The sequence below is a fragment of the Rothia sp. (in: high G+C Gram-positive bacteria) genome, from assembly GCF_030540545.1.
Classification (GTDB): domain Bacteria; phylum Actinomycetota; class Actinomycetes; order Actinomycetales; family Micrococcaceae; genus Rothia.
This window is the reverse complement of sequence record NZ_JAUNVZ010000003.1, coordinates 216,836-235,993: the sequence shown is the minus strand read 5'-3', so window position 1 is coordinate 235,993 and position 19,158 is coordinate 216,836. Positions and strand designations below refer to the sequence as shown.

Below are 19,158 nucleotides of genomic sequence, written 5' to 3'. Positions count from 1 at the left end.
GGGCGCCCTCCACTGTTTATCCGTTAGAAACGGCTAAACGTTAAAGCTTACTTAGCTTCTGCAGCCTGAGCAGCCTCGTGCTGCTCCAGCAGCTCGCGCTCCCAAGCAGCCATGGGCTCTTCTGCCTCAGCCTTGCCGGACTTCTTGGCGTTACGCTCGATCAGGCCAGCTGCCACTGCGTCTGCAACCACGCGGGTCAGCAGGTTCACGGAGCGGATTGCATCGTCGTTGCCCGGGATGGGGAATGCAACTTCGTCCGGATCGCAGTTGGTGTCCAGAATTGCAACCACGGGGATGCCCAGCTTCTGTGCTTCGTTAACAGCCAGGTGTTCCTTCTTGGTGTCAACAACCCACAGCAGGGAGGGGGTCTTGGTCAGGTTGCGGATACCGCCCAGGGTCTTCTCGAGCTTCTCGAACTCGCGACGCATGAGCAGCAGTTCCTTCTTGGTGTAGCGAGAACCTGCAACATCGTCGAAGTCAATCTGCTCGAGTTCCTTCATGCGAGCGATGCTCTTGGAAATGGTGCTGAAGTTGGTCAGCATACCACCGAGCCAGCGGTGGTTCACGTAGGGCATACCAACGCGGGTTGCCTGCTCAGCGATAACTTCCTGAGCCTGCTTCTTGGTACCCACGAACAGGATGTTGCCGCCGTGTGCAACGGTGGACTTAACAGCTTCGTAAGCCTTGTCAATGAAGGCCAGGGACTGCTGCAGGTCGATGATGTAAATACCGTTGCGCTCGGTGAGGATGAAACGCTTCATCTTGGGGTTCCAACGGCGGGTCTGGTGACCGAAGTGAACGCCGGAATCCAGCATCTCACGCATAGTTACGACGGGCATGTCGTCTCCTTCTAATGGTGCCGCGCCGACCTCCCATATCGGGCTAGTACGAACGCGCGCATAGTAGTTTAATGGTTGATTTCGGAGCGGATGCTCCCCTGGTATTGCGCTCAACGAAGCCCAGTAGGCTTGGGTTGTTCGGCGCCTCCCGCGTCTGGAAAGAGTCGCGGACCATAGGTGCTATAGGTTTCCACACGACCGGCAGCTAAAACCGGGCGTTGAGCGTGAAAGCCGCACAATACGCGTCGTCAGTGGGCACAGGTATGCACACTGCAATACACAAGTGTACCCCATTAAGCGCATTTAATCTGCGCTCATCCCGGGTTAAGGGGTGAAAAATTACATGGATGTCATTAAGTGCACCCTGGGCGATGCTTCTACGTGTATCTTTTCACTGTGTTTAGGCGAGCGGGAAGAGAGAAGATGCCAGATCATCTGCACGTCATATAAGCGCACAATCTGGGCACCGGCTCAGGTTCATGACCCCGGATTATGGTATGAAAGATATCTACAGCCGGCTGAGGCTGTGGATAATTTCCGTTTTGATAGTTTTCGCCGCGTTTATCCACAGCCTGGCACTCAAGGTGCCACTTTTAATGCTCAGATATGCCTATCTGCTTGATTCTTCTGTGAATTGCAAAGGAGGCATTATGATTGCTGCTCTGCTACGTATTCTCTTCGTCCCGGTGGTAGCTTTTCCTCTGGGGCTTTCGCCGGGTGCACTTCCCATCTCTTCTGCTACTGAGGCTTCTTCACTAGCTCTAAGCCACAGGGCGACCCCGGCGCGGGGTGTCTTCCTCTCCCCCACCGGAAGGAATCATATTCGCGTAGTGCGCGCCTTTAAGAAACCCGAAAAACGCTGGTCCGCCGGGCACCGAGGGGTCAAACTGCGCATGCCCGCTTTTGACACACCCGTATACGCACCGGCTGCCGGGCGCATTAGTTTTAGCGGGTACGTGGTCAATCGCCGGGTCATTGTCATTGAGCACGAGGACGGCTCCAAGAGTTCCTTTGAACCGGTTGCCGATGCCCTGGCAACGGGTAGCGAGGTGCAGGCGGGCGAGCGCATCGCCGCCCTGGATAGCTCGATTCGCCCGTGCGGCTCTATCCCCTGCCTGCACTGGGGCGTGCGCATTATTCCAGAAGGAACGGATACGGATACAGCAAAAGCCAGCGAGTATATTGACCCGCTGACTTTGCTGAACGTACCGCGCGCTATTGAACCCTCGCGGCTTTACCCTACGGGCAGTGATTTTGCTGCCTAGAGGAGTATCCTATGCGTCGTTTTCTGCGTGAGATTCTGCCTGCTCTACCTCACTAGTGCTCTCCTCGGACTCTTCTTCAGCCGATTCTTCGTGCTGCTCTTCGCTCTGCTTTCCACTCGTAGCATCCTCAGGCTGGGCGGGGCGCATCGGCTCAGGAATCTGAGGCAGCACCCGGGTCGTAAAGGCAATGGTTTCCTCGCTCTCCCCCAGCTCCTGGGTATCCTGGGTATCTTGGGGCTGAGTATTCTGCACGCTGCTCTCAGCCGAAGCGGGCAGGGGCATCTCCAGACTTTCGGGCAGCACGCGGGTTGCATCCAGCGCCTCGGTCACCGCAGCCGACTCACCCCGGGCAGAAGGTGCAGGCACGTCGGGCAGCACGCGGGTTGCATCCAGGCTCTGTTCTGAAGAGCCGGGAGCGGAATCCATAACCTCGCGCGCCAGAGCGGTATTGGCGCCGTACAGGGCACCAAGGGAACCTGCGGCAAGCACCGCGGTTGCAGGCTCAGGGTTCTCAGCGGCAGCGCGATGCGTATCCTGTGTGCCACCGGGCACGGGAGCATGAGCGGCAAGGTAGGCTTCGCGGCGGGCACGGATCGCGCGGTGGCGCTGCTGCAGCTTACCTCGGCGAGCGATCAAAACCCACACGGCGGCGATCAGAGCCAGCACAAGGGCCGCATCAATAATCACGCTCAGCAGGTTCATACCGCGCGCCTGCAGGTTAATCTGCTGAGCCTGAGCCAGCCCCTGAGTGCGGTAAATACGCACGGAGTTATCCCCGGCGCTAATCTCGGTGCCGTCCTTCACGCTCTGCTGTGCGGGAATTGCGCTCAACGCAGGCAGGTTCACGCGCGCCTCAAAGGAGCCGTTATAGTTACGACCCACCTTAGTCTCCAGGGCAAAAAGGGAAGAGACACTATAGGTCGAGCCGAAGGGGTGGTAGCCCTCGCGGTCTGCTATGGAAAATTGGGAGCCGGGTAGATAGGCCTGCAGGGCACGCTCAAATTCGGTCACGCTGGCGGCGTTCATAGTCACCGAGTAGATGGTGGTGCCGTTTTCTTCGCGCACGCTCAGGGTGGAATTATTCTGATCCGGCGCCCTCAAAAACGCCGCTAGTTGATCCGAGGCGGTAGCAATATCGGCGGTGGCAAAACCGTAGTCAAAGCGAGCCTGCACACTATTATTCAGCCCCACGGTCACATCCACCGCGGTGCTCTGGGCGATCAGGGAATGCTCATAGCGCAGCTTCAGATCGCGGCTAATACGGCTGGAGGCATTGCTGACATTATCTTTGGTGCCGCTATAGAAAGTATTGGGGGCTGCCTGGGCGTCGCGCAGCTGTAGGTAACCGCCCTGACCCTGCGGGGAGCACAGCAGGGAGCAGTCCATACGTCCGGTGAATTCTTCAGCCAGCTGCACACCGTCCTCAGTTACCTGGGCGCTGGTGGTGCGTTGCAGATTCAAGGAGCGGCCAAAAATCGCACCTAAATCCTCATTGAGCTCATCCATACTGCGGGACATAAAGCTAATAGTGCGACCCATATTTTCTTCCTCGCTGCTATCGCTGCGGGAAGAGAGCTTAGTAATCTCGGCAAAGGCGGAGGCTTCGGCACCGCGGCGTACCTCAGCCCCGGTAGGTACGTGCTGGTTGAGATAGGTATCGACGGCGGTGCGCTGCTCGGTCTTCATAGGTTCGCGGGAGCGCAGCATCACCGAGGTGGTGTAGGTGCCGTCATTATTGATCGCGGTGCGAATCAAAACATAGTGGAATCCGTAGTCCTTGACCTCGGAGACTTTGACCTTATCCGAGGAGGAATTTTTCACCTCGGCGCCATTGTAGGTCACGCTAGTTGCGCCCACATTCCCCAGCACCTTAGAAGCATTGGAGGATGACACCACTTTATCCTCCACCAGTCCCTTAGGTAGCCATCCCATGAGGTCTTTGGAAGTGAAATTCTCTTCAAATTGGATACCGGGCACCAGGGTGTCTCGGGTGGCGGTGAGTTTAATATCGGGGGTGATATTCGAACCGGAGGCGCTGAGCAGGGACGCGATCTTCTGCCGGTAATCCTGCGGGGATGCGAAGTCCAGGGTAAAGCTCAGCTGGGCGTTCTCGCCGTCGCGGGTCAGCCCGTTATAGCTGAGCTCTTCGGGCAGATGGTTTTTAACCGAGTTTTCTGCTGCCTCGACTCCGCCATGAAGCGCGTCGGAGCTGGTGACCTTGGTGAAGGTAATGGTCATGGTTCGGCTGCCGGAGCCGGGACTGGTGATTTTTATGGAGGTGCCCATTTTGGTGGTGCCGCAGGCGGTGAGGATCAGCATGAGGGCAGAGGCAAGCAGCACGAGGGTGCGCTGGGCGGCGGTGTGCTTGCGGGGTGCGCGGGCTGCCGTAAAGGTCTGGGGCATGCTTTTCCTTTGCTGTGCTCGGCGACATGGGCTGGGTTCCGTGCCCTGTGCGCAGGTGCTTTAGATGCGGGCAGGGCTCGGGTTAGGTTGATACTAGCATGTGTTTCTATGCTCCAGCTGTGTATTTGGTTGAAGCCCTGTGCCTGCGCTCTTTCTCCTCTTGTATTGTGCGCCGGATAGAGCGCAAGGCTCCAGAAGATTCTCTTCTGGAGCCTTGATTCTGCTCATCAGCACAGCTTATTTGTCGCAGGCAATACCGTCATTATCGCGGTCAAGAGCGGAGCGGTAACCGGGCTGTCCCTTATATATCGGGGCGGCACCGGCTGCACGTGCTGCCGCGCAGTTAGCGTAGTACACATTCTCGTTCTGTACCGGGGCAGCGGGCTGCTGCTGAGCCGGGGGTACATAAGCCGCCTGAGTAGTGGTCTGTACGGGGGCCGGAGCCACATAGGCGGCCTGGGTGGTGGTCTGTACGGGGGCCGGAGCCACATAGGCGGCCTGAGTGGTAGTCTCAACCGGTGCCGGTGCCTCCACCGCTGCCTGGGTGGTCTGAACAGGAGCCTGAGTGGTCTCAACGCTCACGCTGGGAACTACGCTAGGGCTTACGCTAGCGGATGCGCTCTTGGTGGCGCTGGGGCTTGCGCTAGCCGAAGCAGATGCAGAGGCGGAAGCAGATGCGCTTGCCGAGCTGCTGGAACCCTTAACGGGTGCGTTATTGGTGGTGTCTGCCTTGGAGGAGCAGCCTGCCAGTGCGAGCGCCGCAATCATTGCCAGCGCAGTGTATGTGTGCTTCATGGTGTCCTTTGAGTGTGATAGGAAAGTACTTTCGAGTGAGTACAGATTTATAGTATCCGACTGACTATTATTTTGCCCTCCGACCCGTCACCCCTGCTCTATTATTTCCAACACATAAACATGCCCGTGCTGATTCTGAAGAAAGAATCAACACGGGCATGTGTCTTATTTAGGACTGGCCGTAGCTACCGTAGCCATTGGACTGACCGGGCGCCGGAGGCGGCGGAGTCGGCTGGCTGTTGGGCGCCGGGATATTCACCGGAGGAATATTCGCGGGCGGAATATTTGCCGGCGGTACCGGAGGAACATTCGGCTGCGCTGCGGGCGCGGGAATATTCTGCATGGGTACGGCGGGAGCCGGAATAGTCTGAGCCGGTGCTGCGGGCTGCGCGGGAGCTGCCGGAGCGGGCTGTACAGGTGCAGCCTGGGCAGGAGCTGCCTGAGCGGGCGCAGGCTGTGCATAGTTAGCAGCCGCATTCGCTACCGGTGCGTTAGCTGCCGGAACTGCAACCACGGGGTTCACCACTGCCTCGGCACGCTTCTTAGCCGAACGACGAATCGCACGAATAATCAGCACAATACCGCCAAGGATCAGCAGAACCAGCACGCCGTCAATAATCATGCTCATCAGGGTAATACCGTGAGCCTGCAGGGTGAAGTCCTTGCTATTGGCGCTGGAGGAACCGCTCATAGATTCCTGATGGTAGGTGATTTCCTTACCGGAAACTTCAGCATCCTTATAGGGCACATCGCTGCCGGTCTTGGAAAGCTCATCGGGCATGGTCAGCTTGAAATCGTAGGAGCCCTTGAAGCTCGAGTCGATCTTAGCGCCAACCATGTACTTGGCGTTCAGGCGGTAGTCTTCACCGAAGGGCGCATAGAAGGCACGCTCGCTCATGGAGAAGGAGGAATTAGGCAGGTACGCCTGCAGACGGGACTCGAATTCCTTCGGATCCTTACCGGTCAGGGTTGCCTCGTAGTAGACCTGGCCGTTCTCTTCGCGGGTGCTTACTTCGCCCTCCTGACCTTCGGGCAGCTTGAAGCTATTGCGCAGGGAAGCGTCAGCGACCTTTGCCTGCTCGGCGTCAAAACCGAAGCTGAACTTCGCTTCAACGCTCTGGTTGTCCTTGACGATGGTTTCAACCTTTACGCTCTTCATTTCCACGCGGGTGCGGTGGTATGCAGAGAGCTCGAGCTTGCCGTCGCTTTCCTTCGTGTCGCTGTAATTCTTATTGTAGGAACGCTCGCTAGTGGAAGAACCCTGAGAGCTGTCAATATCGGTGTAGATCTTGGCGCCCGGGGAGCATACGGAGGTGCAGTTAATGGTGCCCTTGACCTGGTCGTAGACGTACAGGGAACCGCTGTCGTTCTTCAGCTCGGAGGAGTACTGCAGGGAGGTACTATCACCCAGCAGCTTCTTCAGACCAGCCTGGATTTCTTCCATGCTGCCGCTAAAGGAGACGGTACGACCGATCTGCGCCTTGCCATCCTCACTGGTGGGCATATTGAGATAGTACAGACCCGCAGATTTAACAGCCTGCTCGTCAATACCTCGGCTAACGCTGGCATTGGTAGGCAGATGAGCATTGAGGTAATTATCCACGGTCTGGCCGCGCTCGGGACTCATAATGTCCTTGGCGAGCAGGTAGATCTTGGCTTCTGCCTTGGAGCTATCGGTAATCTGCAGCTTGAGCACCAGGGAGTTGAAACCGTTATCCTGCACATCGGTAACCTGCAGTCGGGTGTAGGAGCTGCTCTTGATTTCCTTACCCTGATAGGTCAGCACGGTCTTCTCTTCGCTGCCGAGCACGCTACTCTTGCGGCTGGACTCGATCACGCCGTCCACGACCAGGGATTCGGGGATCCAGCCCAGCAGATCCTTAGTAGCGAAGTTTTCGTTCACGCGCACGCCGGTGACCAGGCCCTCTTTAGTTTCGGAGAGGGTGATGGAGGGGTCAATGCTCGAACCGCTGGTCTTGAGCAGTTCCTTAACCTTCGCCTGGTAGTCGCTGGGGGAATCGAAGCTGAGCTTGAAGGTGGCTCGTGCCTTATCGCCGTCGCGGGTAATGCCGTCGAAGGTCAGCTGCTTGGGCAGGTGCTTGCGCATGGAAGCATCCAGCGCATCGGCGCCACCCTTAATGTAATTCGCGTCTTCTTTGAGGTTGAAGTCGGTGTACATAATGCGGGTGCCCTTGCCGCCCTCTTCCATGGTGAGGTTGGTTTCCAGACGGGCGCCGCAGGCGGCGAGGATGAGCGCCAGGATGCTCAGTAGCACCGTGGCAACGATGGTGCGGGGTGCGCGTTTGGTACGTACACGCTCCGGAGTATGGTGTGTCATGAGAGTTTTCTCTATCGTCGATGAGTTCACGCACTATTAGCGCGCGATAGGGGTATAAAAAATCCCCCGTTCAGCCTCGAGTGAGGACTTGAACGGGGGTAGTGTAGGGCGTGCGGGACTCGAACCCGCGACCAAGGGATTATGAGTCCCCTGCTCTAACCGGCTGAGCTAACACCCCACAGTGTTCCCCAACAGCCTTCGCTGTCAAAGCACTTGTATAAGATTACCCTATTTTTTCGTGCCGGTGCGAGTTTTGGGTCATGCTCTCAGGATTTTTCCAGGAAAGGCTTTGAACACCTATTGGATTTGCTTCTTTCTCCTCCTCAGAACCGGAAGCTCACCGAGATTAAGCGCCGAGTTTAGCCCTTGGCGTGCTCAGAGAGAAAATGCTCATAGGGAGCATCAGAAACATAGAGCTCCTCAAAGATCTCCCAAGTCTTATCGGCGCTATGGTAGCTGACCATCTCGCGGCTTGCCTGACCCATTGCTTCACGCTTAGCGGCAGGTAGGGAAAGCACAGCCTCCAGCTTCTCCGCCAGGTCCTTAGCATTATTGGGTTCAAAGAGGTAACCGTTTACGCCGTCCTTTGCCAGATGAGGCAGAGCCATAGCGTTTGCCAGCACCACGGGGGCACCGGCACTCATTGCCTCCAGAGTCACCAGGGACTGCAGCTCGGCGGTACCGGGCTGGCAGAAAACATCGGCGCTGCGGTAAACATCCGGCAGCTTCTCATCGGGCACAAAGCCCTGGAAGAATACTCGATCGGCGACACCGCATTCGCGGGCCTTTGCCTCCAGCTCTTCGCGCAGCTCGCCGCCACCGGCAATATTCAGCAGCACGTGGTTGAGGGATTCGGGCAGCAGGGAGAGAGCTTCAATGAGCACGTCCACATTCTTTTCGCGTGCCAATCGACCCACAAAAGCAATACGCAGCTTATCGTCGGAGCCGCGCAGGTTCTTACCATCGGCTGCCTCGTAGTCGCTAATCTCAATACCATTAGAGACAGGCATGACCGGGGTGGTGAACTTACCGCGAGTCTCCATGGCGTCCGCACCAATCTGAGTGGGGGTGGTAACCACGGAGGCGCGAGAGAACACGCGACGCATATCGCGCCAGGTAGCCCAAGCAATCGCATCATTAACCGGCTGCGGGAAAGGCAGGAAGGGGCTGAGGTTCTCGGGCATAAAGTGATTGGTGGCAATCACGCGAATATTGCGGCGCTGGGCCTGAAGAGCCAGCACACGACCAATAATATAGTGGCACTGAATGTGCACCACATCGGGTTTAACCTCATCGAGGATCTGACCGACCTCGCGCCAAATCTCCCAGGGGGTGCAAATACGAATATTCTCGTGGGTCGGGGGCAGGTGCGAGCGCAGTCGGTGCTCCACAATGCCACCTTCGACCACGGTGGTGTAGCTGGGGCCGGGCATGGGGCTTGCGGCAACCACGTGGACTGCGTGGCCGCGCTTGAGCATAGAAGTGGCGAGGCGGTGACCAAATTGTGCCGCACCGTTAATATCGGGCGGGTAGGTTTCGGCTCCGATGAGGATCGTCTCTGCCTGCTTCATGCTTTGCTCCTGGGGTATGGATTGTGTGGTTTATCGGTGGATGGTGATGTCTGTGGCTGACCGATTTCTGTTCCTATCCAGTGTATCGAGTGCCCATGGTGCGGGGCTAATTCTGGGGCGCCTTATGCCCTGGGAGTTTACTGGAAGTTTGGGCAGAGGGAAAAGTATAGTACAGCGCCCCGCACTGTAGTAGTACAGTACGGGGCGCTGTGAGCGATAAGTGGCGCGAGTATTATCGGCGCAGCAGCTTACGCAGGAAAGATACAGCCGCGGTCAGGGATACACCCAGAGCGGTGAAGGATACCCAACGAGCCTTAACAACCTCGGGCTTGGAGATGTTCTGCTGCAGGCGCTTACCTGCCTGGCTGACCTCGGTAGCAACCTCGCTGGGGATTGCCTTAACGCCGGCAATCAGATGCTCGGTGCCAGCCTGAACACCATTGGCGTCAACCTCAAGCTGATCGCGCAGGCTTGCCAGGTAGGTGCGGCGCTCAGCGGCGCGTGCCTTGATTTCCTCAATGGTCGGCGGCTTGGGCTCTTCCTCGCCGCGCGCCTTGCGCTCTTCAGCTTCCTGACGTGCCTTCTCAGCAGCTTCTTCGGCAGCCTGACGCTTAGCCTCTGCGCGCTCCTGAATTTCAGCGCTCAGACGCTCAGCGGTCATTGCGCTACCTTCCTTGAGCACGCCCAGGTCAAAGAGCACACCGAAAATAGCGGACTCGGGCTTGAAGGGCAGCTCAGCCTTGACGCGCTTAATACCGATCAGCGCGCAAATAGCCAGAATGATCAGGAAAACCAGGGAGACAAGCAGAGCCGCAGCCCAGCCGGGCATAACGGTCGACAGGCCCAGAATGATTGCGGAGACCAGGGCAATGGTCAGCAGCAGTGCAAAAACAACAGCAACTACCAAAAATGCTGCGCCCTTACCAACGGCAATGCCCTTGGTCTTGAGCTCGTGCTTTGCAATAGCAATTTCGTCCTTGAGCTGTTCGCGGCCATCGCGAGAGATCAGCTTTGCGGCACCGATGATGTTCGTGACGCCGCTCTTAATCCCCGCAATACCGGCACGAATGCCCTTGGGATTAGTATTAGTGGTCATGCCCACCCTCTTCTATGAATGCGATACGTGGAGTGGAGCGTACACTCCACAGACTTTTATTTTAGCGCGCTTTAAGAGGCTTCGTGTGGATTTTTCGCGTTCTACGACTCTAATCGACTGTGATTTTTCTAGCCGATTCCCTCAGCTAGCGCTCATACTTCAGCTCTCCAGTGAGGGCAGCTATAACAATACGCTCTGCACGAGCATAGGCTTCAGCGGGTGAATCTGGAGAATAATCCATAACGTATCCCCGTCTTCTCCTAGAGTACGGGTATTATCCCAGAAAGCAGAAAAGCCGCTCAGTGAGCGGCTTTTCGTTTGCTCCCCCGACTGGACTCGAACCAGTAACCCTTCGATTAACAGTCGAATGCTCTGCCAATTGAGCTACGGAGGAATATTTTGTTTTTTCTTTTTCCGGGTTTCCCCTTCAACGAGTAATAACTATACCGGGGTTTTGGGAGCTCCGCAAATCGAAATGACATGAACTGTATCACATATACATATCGGGTTGCGGAGCCATCCCTTCCCCCATGCGCCCAAGCGCGAACTCTAGGCGCTGGATGAACTGCGCAAAGCCCTACGCTCACGCTCCAAATCCAGCAACTCACGCTGCACCGCCTGATACTCCAGCGCCTCCGTCTCAGGATTAAGACGCTGCAGGTGCATCATCAAATCCGACTTACGGCGAGCAATCTGCGCTTCCTGCAAAGAACACATGACCCCGTGCACATAGAAGGGCTGCTGCTGATCATTAGCCACCGGCAGACGCTCCACCGAGAACTGAGCAATCGCCGCATGCACCGCAGGGTCAGCACCCTCACGCACAGCATTAAGCCATTGAATACCGGCAGCAGGCGCCAGATGAGAGGCAGCATGTACCACACCCGCCGCAATCTCACGATGCACCCTATAACGGAACTTCGAGCGCGCAAAATTCTGCCACTGCTCATAAGAAACCAGCTGAGGCAGCTGCAGCACAGACTCCAGGGCGGCACGCTCCACACGAGCCACCGGATCCTGAATAGAGGGCATTACAAAATCAACCGTGGGATCCTGCACCACAGGCACCTGCACAACGGGAGACACAAAACCGGGAGGCAGCTGCTGGCTACCCGGCTGAGCTGCAGCTTGAGGCGCCATAGCGGTTTGCGGAACACCGGGCTGGGAAACACCGGGCTGAACGGTCGCCGAAGCAGCGGCCCCCTGAGCAGGCTGTACCTGATAACCCTGTGCCTGATAGTTCTGCTGCACAGGCTGAGCCTGCTGAACAACTGCAGCTTCAGGATTCACACCCTGCACCGCATACCCGGCAAGAGCCGCATAATCCACACTCGGCTCAGCCGGCGCAGAAGGCACACTACGAGCAGGCTTAGGATTGCGCTGAGCCTCAGCCACAGCACGCTGCACCTCATCCAAACCCATACCCAGCATGCCCGAAACTCGACGCATATAAGCGCTACGCAAATCGCGATCCTTAATGCCGGCAACCACGGGAGCCACCGCGCGCATAGCCAGCACGCGACCCTCAATCGTGGACAAATCATAGGCTTTGAGGGTGGTTTCCACCACGAACTCAAAGAGCGGGCGCTTAGCCTCAATCAAGGCACGCACCGCAGCATCCCCCTTAGCCAGACGCAAATCGCAAGGATCCATGCCATCTTCAACAATGGTCACATAGGTTTGAGCCACGAAACTCTGATCCTGCTCAAAAGCCGCCATGGCTGCCTTTTGACCCGCAGCGTCACCATCAAAGGTAAAGACAATCTCGCCGCCGGATCCATCGTCAGTAATCATGCGGCGCACCACTCGAATATGACCGGCACCAAAAGCAGTACCGCAGGTAGCCACAGCGGTATCCACACCCGCCAAATGAGCTGCCATAACGTCGGTGTAGCCTTCCACAATAACCACGCGCTTGGACTTGGTCATGGATCGCTTGGCAAGGTCAATACCGTAGAGCACCTGAGACTTCTTATACAGGGACGTCTCGGGAGTATTCAGATACTTCGGACCCTGGTCATCCTCATAAATACGGCGAGCGCCAAAACCAATGGTTTCACCCGCCACGGTACGAATCGGCCACATCACGCGGCCGCGGAAACGGTCATACATGCCGCCCGAACGGTTATCGGAAAACATGCCGGTGGCGCGCAGCTCTTCATCTTTAAAACCGGCTGCGCGCAGGTGCTTATACAGATTATCCCAGCCGCGCGGTGCATATCCCACGCCAAATTTCTTGGCGTCCTCGGGAGTAAAACCCTTGGCGCCCAAGAAACGCTGAGCTTCACCGGCTTCTGCAGAATAGAGCTGCTTTTCGTAGAATTCAGCGGCGACCTTGTGGGCATCCAGCAGGCGACGACGCTGATGCGCCTCGTAGCGGTCTGCGCCTCCCCCGCCCTCATAATGCAGCTCGTAGTTCAGGCGTGCGGCAAGGCGCTCCACGGTTTCAACGAAACTCGTGTGCTCCATTGCCATCATGAAGGAGTACACGTCCCCAGATTCGCCGCAGCCGAAGCAGTGGTAAGTACCCATGGCGGGGCGCACGTTAAAGGAAGGGGTGCGCTCATCGTGGAACGGGCATAACCCCTTGAAGGTTCCAATACCCGCGGTTTTGAGGGTGACATAGCCTTCAATGATTTCGCGTATGTCGGTGCGGGAGCGAACCTCGTCAATATCTTCTTTACGTATTAAACCTGCCACCCTCCCATTGTAGTACCGGCGCACTTATGCACAGCTTCAGGAGGGGCATATTATGCACTCAGCGCACGGTGCTTCACAGTGCTTTAGGGCGCTTCGTGGTGAGGTTCCTTGAGCTTACGCTGCGCTACTAGAGCCTGAAGACTAGCCACCGCACACAGCAGCCAGTGTGCACCCAGCAGAGCAAAAAGCACAGCAGCGCACACATCCCACCCCATATACAGGGCGCCTAGAGAGCAGGTGCCCACCGGGAAAGTCATTGCCCACCAGCCGGGTACAAAAGGAGCCTTGCGGGCAAAAGCACGGTAGGAGAAAAACATCGCCCAGAGCAGCAGAGGCATACCAATCAGCAGCAAAATCGCGCCGTACCAGCGGGCAATAGATTCCAGCGCCTCGGCAGCATCCGGAGTCATAAAAATACCGATGCGGCTCTGCAGCACCTGCGCCGCCGCCGCGCTCTGACCGATAATACCCAGCGGAATAAAAGTGGAGGTCGCCAAAATATCCGGCAGGGGCTTTTCAAACCAGGCGTACTCATAGGTCACGCCAAAGACAATAATGCCCAGAATCCAGGCAAGGAAAAAACCCAGCACACCAATAGTCAGCAGGAACATTTTCATATGAATACCCTGCGCGCCATCGGACATGGCGGCGCTGGTGGTTGCCGTGACCATGGGGGATACCAGAGGCAAACCCCAGGCGGGCACAGGGCGACCCAGGTTATTTTTCATGAGCATCCCAGCAAAACCAAAGGCTGAAATAAAACCAATGGCGCTTCCGACAATCCACATGCCAATATCCACCGCGTGAGCCGCCGGCAGCAGACGGTAGCCGAGCATGGGCAACACAATCAGGGTGGATGAGCCGGTAGACATAAGCCCCATAGCGACCAGACCCCAATAGGGAATGATCGCACCATCACTCATATTCTGCAGCAGCACGCCGGGGTCTTTAATACACTGTCTGGTAAACGATAAGCACAGGTAGGTCACCAGCACCAGATTGAGAAAAAGCATCGGAATAGCCAGGGCGCGCAGCTCATAGAGACCGGCGAGCATAGCCACCATACTGGTACCCATCACGCTACCAAACCACACAGGACCCGCCGGAGGCAGATGACCGGCACTAATACGAGCGCTAAAGGGCAGCGGGTATGCAAGGGATGCAAATTTATATCCGGTGCGGCGGAACCACGCAGGGAGCATACGGGCACGCAACTGCGCCCAGGTTGGCTTGGCCGGCCAGGTAGCCTGCACAGGCCAGACGGGTAGCTCAGTGTGCTGCGCAGGTTCAGTGGAGGCAGGAGGAGGCACAGTGGGATAGGGCTCGGGATTCTGCCCAGAGTTCATAGATACCCCCCTGTAAGTTGTGTTCACCCCTGATCATTCACGAGCGAATATGCGCGGGCTTCCTTCCCCATGCTTCTTATCTTTAGTCTATCCCTGTGGTTGCATTAGCAGGCGAATATAACAGATTATGACGCAGCTATTTTATGCACTCTTTCACAGAGCTCGAGGGTACAGCAAAGCCCCGGGGCACTCCCCCGCCGCTCTATAGACACTCTATACGCAGCAGTGAAAAGGACCCCGGGGCTTTTAGCGATGGACAAGCTGGTTTAGCCGCCGGAAATATCCAGCTCAGCCTCCACCAGACCCAGGCGCTCAGCATCGCCCAGAATACGCGAATCCAACCAACCATCGGGCAGGTGCGGCTTCTTCGGGCTGCCGGCGCGACCGCGCGAACCCTCAACCGCCGCACCCGGGTACTGCACACTGTGATCCAGCTGAGCCAGCAATTCGCGGAAGGTTGCCAGATCGGGCACATTCGCCATTTTGGCGCGCAGCTCGCCACCAACCGGGTAGCCCTTGAAATACCAGGCAACATGCTTGCGGATTTCACGCAGGCCGCGGGTTTCATCGCCAAAGGCTTCCACCAGCAGCTCGGCGTGGCGGTAAATCATGGCGGCAACCTCGCTCAAGCTCGGGCGAATACGCTCGCTACTACCCTCAAAAGCATTCTGCAGGTCGCCAAAGAGCCAGGGGCGACCCATGCATCCACGACCAATGACCACGCCATCCACGCCGGTCTGCTCAACCATGCGCACAGCGTCTTCCGCGGCAAAAATATCACCATTACCCAGGATCGGCACGTCGGGGATCGCCTCGCGCAGGGTTGCGATAGCGTCCCAATTGGCGTGACCGGAGTAGTGCTGAGCGGCGGTTCGACCGTGCAGGGCGATGGCGGCGACGCCGGAATCACGCGCAATTTTCGCGGACTCCAGGTAGGTAATGTGCTCGTCGTCAATGCCCATGCGCATTTTAATAGTCAGGGGAATGTCGTTACGGCTCGCCTCTTTGACCGCGGTCTGTACGATTGCGGTAAACAGGTCGGTCTTCCAGGGCAGAGCCGCGCCACCACCGCGCTTGGTGACCTTGGGCGCGGGGCAGCCGAAGTTCAGATCGATATGATCGGCGCGGTCTTCTTCAACGACCATGCGCACAGCCTTGCCGACGTTCACGGCGTCCACACCGTAGATCTGGATGGAGCGCGGGGTTTCGTCGGGGTCGTGGTCAATAATGCGCAGGGATTCGGGACGGCGCTCCACCAGGGCGCGCGCGGTGACCATTTCGGTCACGTACAGGCCGCCGCCGTATTCGCGGCAGAGGCGGCGGAAGGCTTTATTGGTCACGCCCGCCATGGGGGCCAGGACCACGGGGTTGTCAATGGTGAGTTTGCCCAGCTGCAGGGGCGGAAGTTTCAGGTGTGTTGCTTGCTCAGTCACGCTTTCTATTGTGGCACAGCTGCGCAAATCCCCGCATACCCAGCATCTATGTTCTAGTATTTTTCTGCACTAATGTACTAAAAATTTATACCCCTTGCCTATGCATGGGTTATAATTATGGCATGGCACATTTGACTATCTCCGAAGCTTCCGCGCAGCTCGGCATCTCTATCGACACCCTACGCCGCTGGGATAAATCCGGCATTATTCGTGCTGAGCGTAATGCTTCCGGTCATCGCATCTTCGACACAGAAGAAATTCAGCGTGTTGAGCAAAAGCGTCATTGCCGTGAAGTTAGCGATGTAGACCAGTACAAGGTGCTCCGCGCCTCTGAGGAAACTCTCTATTCCTCCATTGACCTATTTGCAGGTGGAGGTGGCACCGCCTCCGGCTTGGAAAATGCTGGTTTCTCGCACCAGCTTCTTTCTGAAATTGACCCTTCCGCTGCGCAGACTCTGCGCACCAACCGCCCCCAGTGGAACGTGGTCGAGGGTGACGTTGCAAAGGTTGATTTCACTCCTTTCTACAACGAGATTGACCTGGTCGAGGGTGGCTTCCCTTGCCAAGCGTTCTCCTACGCAGGTAAGTCTCGCGGTTTTGAAGATACTCGAGGAACGCTCTTCTTTGAATTTGCTCGTGCCGTTCAGGAAGTCATGCCCAAGGTCTTTGTGGGCGAAAATGTTAAGGGCCTGTTGCGCCACGATAACGGTCGAACCCTGCAAACCATGCTGAAGACCCTTCAGTCCATCCGCGATGACAAGGGACGCCACTATAAGGTTGCCTACCGTATTGTACGAGCACAGTACCACGATGTCGCTCAGAAGCGCGAGCGCCTGCTTCTCATCGGCGTGCGAAGCGATATTGATTCCGCGATTCTTTTCCCCAAGGAACGTGACTACATTATTAGCCTGTGGGAAGCTATCGGCCAGTGCCCCGAGTCTCCCGGTCAGAGCTACCCGGAGAAGAAGCGTAAGGTGCTGGAGCTGGTGCCTCCCGGTGGCTATTGGAGGGATTTGCCCGAGGATATTCAGAAAGAATATTTGGGCGGTTCGTACCATCTGGGCGGTGGCAAGACCGGCATGGCTCGTCGCCTCTCCTGGGATGAGCCTTCGCTGACCCTGACATGTAGCCCCGCTCAAAAGCAGACCGAGCGTTGCCACCCGAGTGAAACCCGTCCACTGACGGTTCGCGAATACGCGCGTATTCAGTCTTTCCCCGATGAGTGGCAGTTCTCCGGGTCTATTTCCCAGCAGTACAAGCAGATTGGTAACGCCGTCCCTTCCAACATGGCATTCCATATCGGTCGTGCTGTACGAGCAATGATTGAGGGACGTACCGAGGATGAATATATTGAGTTGGAAGAAGTAGAGCCAATTGCTCCCGTGGATTCTGAGCTTATTAACCACGAGGTAGCCGAACAGTATTCTTCTGCGCCGACTCTATTCTAAAAACAAAAAGTGGGCTTGGATAATCACCATGAGATGATTATCCAAGCCCACTTTTATTGTTTATGGGCTCTTCCTTCTACCGACCGAAAGTAGCCCCGAACAGAGCGGATATCTCTTCTGCATCTGCACTCAAATCAGTAGCGCTAAAGCCTTCAGCCACCAGCACATCATTAATAATGTGCGGAAGAGCTAAATAGAGCTCCTTCAAAGCATCTGGGTATTCAAAGACAAGATCGTAGGCGGTATGCCCATCCATCACGTATACGCGATTACTCTCGCGCGCACCGGAGGGAACCCACGGCTTGTTATAGCGTTGCTTCTTATCGGGAATAATCTGGATAAGATACGCGACCGTATCCTTGCCGCGGGACTTCGCCTGATCCTCTAGCTTACGGTGGGTTTCACGCTCATCAGATGCCTTAATGGTGTTGTATTTGTTCTTCACCTCGGCAATCACATGCACCGACATATAAGGTTCAGAACCAAAGCCAAGGACGGGCTCGGTGCTCTCAATATCAAAAACACCACCATTAGAACCCTTATTCTTCCAGCGAGGAGCCAGACCCAGAACGGTCTGGTGCCAATTACCGGTAGCATTCTGCAGAGTTTTACCAAATTGGCGCTCACGCTCAGACTGAACCCAGGCTTGATAGCCACGACCAGTTGCGCCCATGAGTAAGAGCGCGTTGAAGGGGTCAATAGCGTTCTTGCTCTCTTCCGGGTCAAAGGGAGCGTTTGCTTTCTGGAAGCTCTTGGCGAATGCCTTACGACTCACCTCGAACAGGGCGTCGTTATCAATCCAGGACAAACCATAATTACGAGCTACAGGCATCTTTTCCAGCCTTTCTTAGCGAGTGGCGTAGATGAGGGTCGGGTCGTCCTCTACCGAGGCGGTGCCGTTGCGCAGCAGCACATCGGTGACCTCCACCAGGGCGGTCATATCGTCATCCACTTCCACCAGCACCGGGTGTTTGACGGTCAGCAGGGACAGAAGCTGCATAATCGCCTCCACCGCGCCGGGATTCTCAAAATCATAGCCCAGCAGCAGCTCGGTCGGGGTGTCTTCAGTCACCAGGCGTGCCGCCTCATCACTCTCAAAGGGGTGGTAGCTAATGGCAAAGGCGATAATAGCGCCCTTCTTACCCTCGGCAGCCGCCTGACGAATATGGTCGCGCAGCACCACGGCGCCAAAAGCACGAGCCTCATCGGAGAGGAAATAGCGGTTCACGGTGCCCAGGCCCACCTGGCCGGGCACATCCCATTGATGAGCCTGCTGGTAGAAATCCCACAGGGCCGCGGTCAGTTCCACAGAGCCGGTGGCAATATCCTCAATCGCCTGGGTCGGCTTGCCGTTCTCATCCTCACGCAGGGGCACCGGGGGGATCGCGCCCGCCTCAATACGCACCATGCGCGAACGCTGAATGAGCTGCATACCTTTAGCCTGAGCGAACTGTTCACCGCTGCTAAAAGGCGCAAGCTTTACGCGCAGAGCGGTGATTTGACCGAACTCCTCAGCGGTACGTTCCAGACGAGCCAGCAGTTCGGTACCCAGACCCTGACGGCGGTGATCCTTTGCCACCTCAACATAGGACCACAGGCGGGAAGGATGCAGCGCAGAAGAAGTAATTACAGCGGCTGCCACGGGCACATCATTATCGGTGGCAACCAGTGTGCGGCTAAAATACGGGGCGTTCATATCCGGGCCGAAGGCGGCACGCTGCTGCTGCTCGTTCGTATTGGCGGCGTCTCCCCAGATTTGCAGCAGAGCCAAGTCATCGCCTTCGCGCCAGGGGCGAATCTCATATGCCATGTGTGTACCTTTCGTGCACGGATTCTTTATCTTCCCCTATTGTACGGTGCGCTTTGGCGCGGGCGCTAGAGAATAAAGCACGCTGAGAGCGCACAGGCTCATGCTCCCCTATCG

The 19,158-nt window shown here is 56.8% G+C and carries 13 protein-coding genes and 2 tRNA genes; 2 read left to right on the top strand and 13 right to left on the bottom strand.

What is annotated here, in order from left to right; translation table 11 throughout:
* Positions 1-47 precede the first annotated feature (47 nt).
* Positions 48-839 carry a 30S ribosomal protein S2 gene (gene rpsB, locus Q4P78_RS04100; protein ID WP_303339043.1) on the bottom strand — a complete coding sequence of 264 codons (792 nt, stop codon included), beginning with the start codon at positions 837-839 and terminating at the stop codon, positions 48-50.
* Positions 840-1,489: 650 nt separating this feature from the next.
* Between rpsB and Q4P78_RS04095 the strand changes: the two genes are divergently transcribed.
* The gene (locus Q4P78_RS04095; RefSeq protein ID WP_303339042.1) at positions 1,490-2,104 is read left to right on the top strand and encodes a M23 family metallopeptidase; all 615 of its coding nucleotides are present in this window, start codon (positions 1,490-1,492) and stop codon (positions 2,102-2,104) included.
* A 9-nt stretch (positions 2,105-2,113) separates the two neighbouring features.
* Here the strand turns inward: Q4P78_RS04095 and Q4P78_RS04090 are convergent, their stop codons facing one another.
* The 10 genes from Q4P78_RS04090 to dusB all read right to left on the bottom strand — a co-directional run bounded on the left by Q4P78_RS04090 (position 2,114) and on the right by dusB (position 15,786).
* Complete coding sequence (locus Q4P78_RS04090) at positions 2,114-4,507, bottom strand: hypothetical protein (RefSeq protein WP_303339041.1); 2,394 nt, start codon at positions 4,505-4,507, stop codon at positions 2,114-2,116.
* A 237-nt stretch (positions 4,508-4,744) separates the two neighbouring features.
* Positions 4,745-5,302 carry an excalibur calcium-binding domain-containing protein gene (locus tag Q4P78_RS04085; RefSeq protein WP_303339040.1) on the bottom strand — a complete coding sequence of 186 codons (558 nt, stop codon included), beginning with the start codon at positions 5,300-5,302 and terminating at the stop codon, positions 4,745-4,747.
* A gap of 169 nt (positions 5,303-5,471) precedes the next feature.
* A complete protein-coding gene (locus Q4P78_RS04080) occupies positions 5,472-7,640 on the bottom strand; it encodes a hypothetical protein (RefSeq protein ID WP_303339039.1) in 2,169 nt (722 codons plus the stop codon).
* A 104-nt stretch (positions 7,641-7,744) separates the two neighbouring features.
* Positions 7,745-7,818 (bottom strand) — tRNA-Ile (locus tag Q4P78_RS04075).
* Between the two features lie 181 nt (positions 7,819-7,999).
* Entirely contained in the window at positions 8,000-9,211 is a 1,212-nt protein-coding gene (locus Q4P78_RS04070; protein ID WP_303339038.1) for a glycosyltransferase, read from the bottom strand.
* Between the two features lie 232 nt (positions 9,212-9,443).
* Positions 9,444-10,307 carry a phage holin family protein gene (locus tag Q4P78_RS04065; protein WP_303339037.1) on the bottom strand — a complete coding sequence of 288 codons (864 nt, stop codon included), beginning with the start codon at positions 10,305-10,307 and terminating at the stop codon, positions 9,444-9,446.
* 321 nt (positions 10,308-10,628) lie between these two features.
* Positions 10,629-10,701: transfer RNA gene (locus tag Q4P78_RS04060), tRNA-Asn, on the bottom strand.
* A gap of 155 nt (positions 10,702-10,856) precedes the next feature.
* Positions 10,857-13,007 (bottom strand): DNA primase, encoded by a 2,151-nt coding sequence (gene dnaG / locus Q4P78_RS04055; RefSeq protein ID WP_303339036.1) that lies wholly within the window; start codon positions 13,005-13,007, stop codon positions 10,857-10,859.
* Positions 13,008-13,090: 83 nt separating this feature from the next.
* Positions 13,091-14,353 (bottom strand): hypothetical protein, encoded by a 1,263-nt coding sequence (locus Q4P78_RS04050; RefSeq protein ID WP_303339035.1) that lies wholly within the window; start codon positions 14,351-14,353, stop codon positions 13,091-13,093.
* A 266-nt stretch (positions 14,354-14,619) separates the two neighbouring features.
* Positions 14,620-15,786 (bottom strand): tRNA dihydrouridine synthase DusB, encoded by a 1,167-nt coding sequence (dusB, locus tag Q4P78_RS04045; protein ID WP_303339034.1) that lies wholly within the window; start codon positions 15,784-15,786, stop codon positions 14,620-14,622.
* Positions 15,787-15,908: 122 nt separating this feature from the next.
* On the opposite strand from dusB, the gene dcm reads away from it, so the two are divergent.
* Positions 15,909-17,234, top strand: coding sequence for a DNA (cytosine-5-)-methyltransferase (gene dcm, locus Q4P78_RS04040; protein WP_303339033.1), 1,326 nt, complete (start codon positions 15,909-15,911; stop codon positions 17,232-17,234).
* Between the two features lie 76 nt (positions 17,235-17,310).
* On the opposite strand, the gene Q4P78_RS04035 is transcribed toward dcm, so the two are convergent.
* Entirely contained in the window at positions 17,311-18,066 is a 756-nt protein-coding gene (locus tag Q4P78_RS04035) for an Eco47II family restriction endonuclease (RefSeq protein WP_303339032.1), read from the bottom strand.
* Between the two features lie 15 nt (positions 18,067-18,081).
* Positions 18,082-19,044: a GNAT family N-acetyltransferase gene (locus Q4P78_RS04030; protein ID WP_303339031.1), complete on the bottom strand. Its 963-nt coding sequence runs from the start codon at positions 19,042-19,044 to the stop codon at positions 18,082-18,084.
* Positions 19,045-19,158: the final 114 nt, after the last annotated feature.

Bases quoted from the DNA above. Each gene is read 5' to 3' on its own strand.
- Q4P78_RS04035 (WP_303339032.1), bottom strand. From the start codon at position 18,066: ATGCCTGTAGCTCGTAATTATGGTTTGTCCTGGATTGATAACGACGCC.
- Q4P78_RS04070 (WP_303339038.1), bottom strand. From the start codon at position 9,211: ATGAAGCAGGCAGAGACGATCCTCATCGGAGCCGAAACCTACCCGCCC.
- Q4P78_RS04085 (WP_303339040.1), bottom strand. From the start codon at position 5,302: ATGAAGCACACATACACTGCGCTGGCAATGATTGCGGCGCTCGCACTG.
- dcm (WP_303339033.1), top strand. From the start codon at position 15,909: ATGGCACATTTGACTATCTCCGAAGCTTCCGCGCAGCTCGGCATCTCT.
- Q4P78_RS04030 (WP_303339031.1), bottom strand. From the start codon at position 19,044: ATGGCATATGAGATTCGCCCCTGGCGCGAAGGCGATGACTTGGCTCTG.
- Q4P78_RS04095 (WP_303339042.1), top strand. From the start codon at position 1,490: ATGATTGCTGCTCTGCTACGTATTCTCTTCGTCCCGGTGGTAGCTTTT.
- rpsB (WP_303339043.1), bottom strand. From the start codon at position 839: ATGCCCGTCGTAACTATGCGTGAGATGCTGGATTCCGGCGTTCACTTC.
- Q4P78_RS04090 (WP_303339041.1), bottom strand. From the start codon at position 4,507: ATGCCCCAGACCTTTACGGCAGCCCGCGCACCCCGCAAGCACACCGCC.
- Q4P78_RS04080 (WP_303339039.1), bottom strand. From the start codon at position 7,640: ATGACACACCATACTCCGGAGCGTGTACGTACCAAACGCGCACCCCGC.
- Q4P78_RS04065 (WP_303339037.1), bottom strand. From the start codon at position 10,307: ATGACCACTAATACTAATCCCAAGGGCATTCGTGCCGGTATTGCGGGG.
- Q4P78_RS04050 (WP_303339035.1), bottom strand. From the start codon at position 14,353: ATGAACTCTGGGCAGAATCCCGAGCCCTATCCCACTGTGCCTCCTCCT.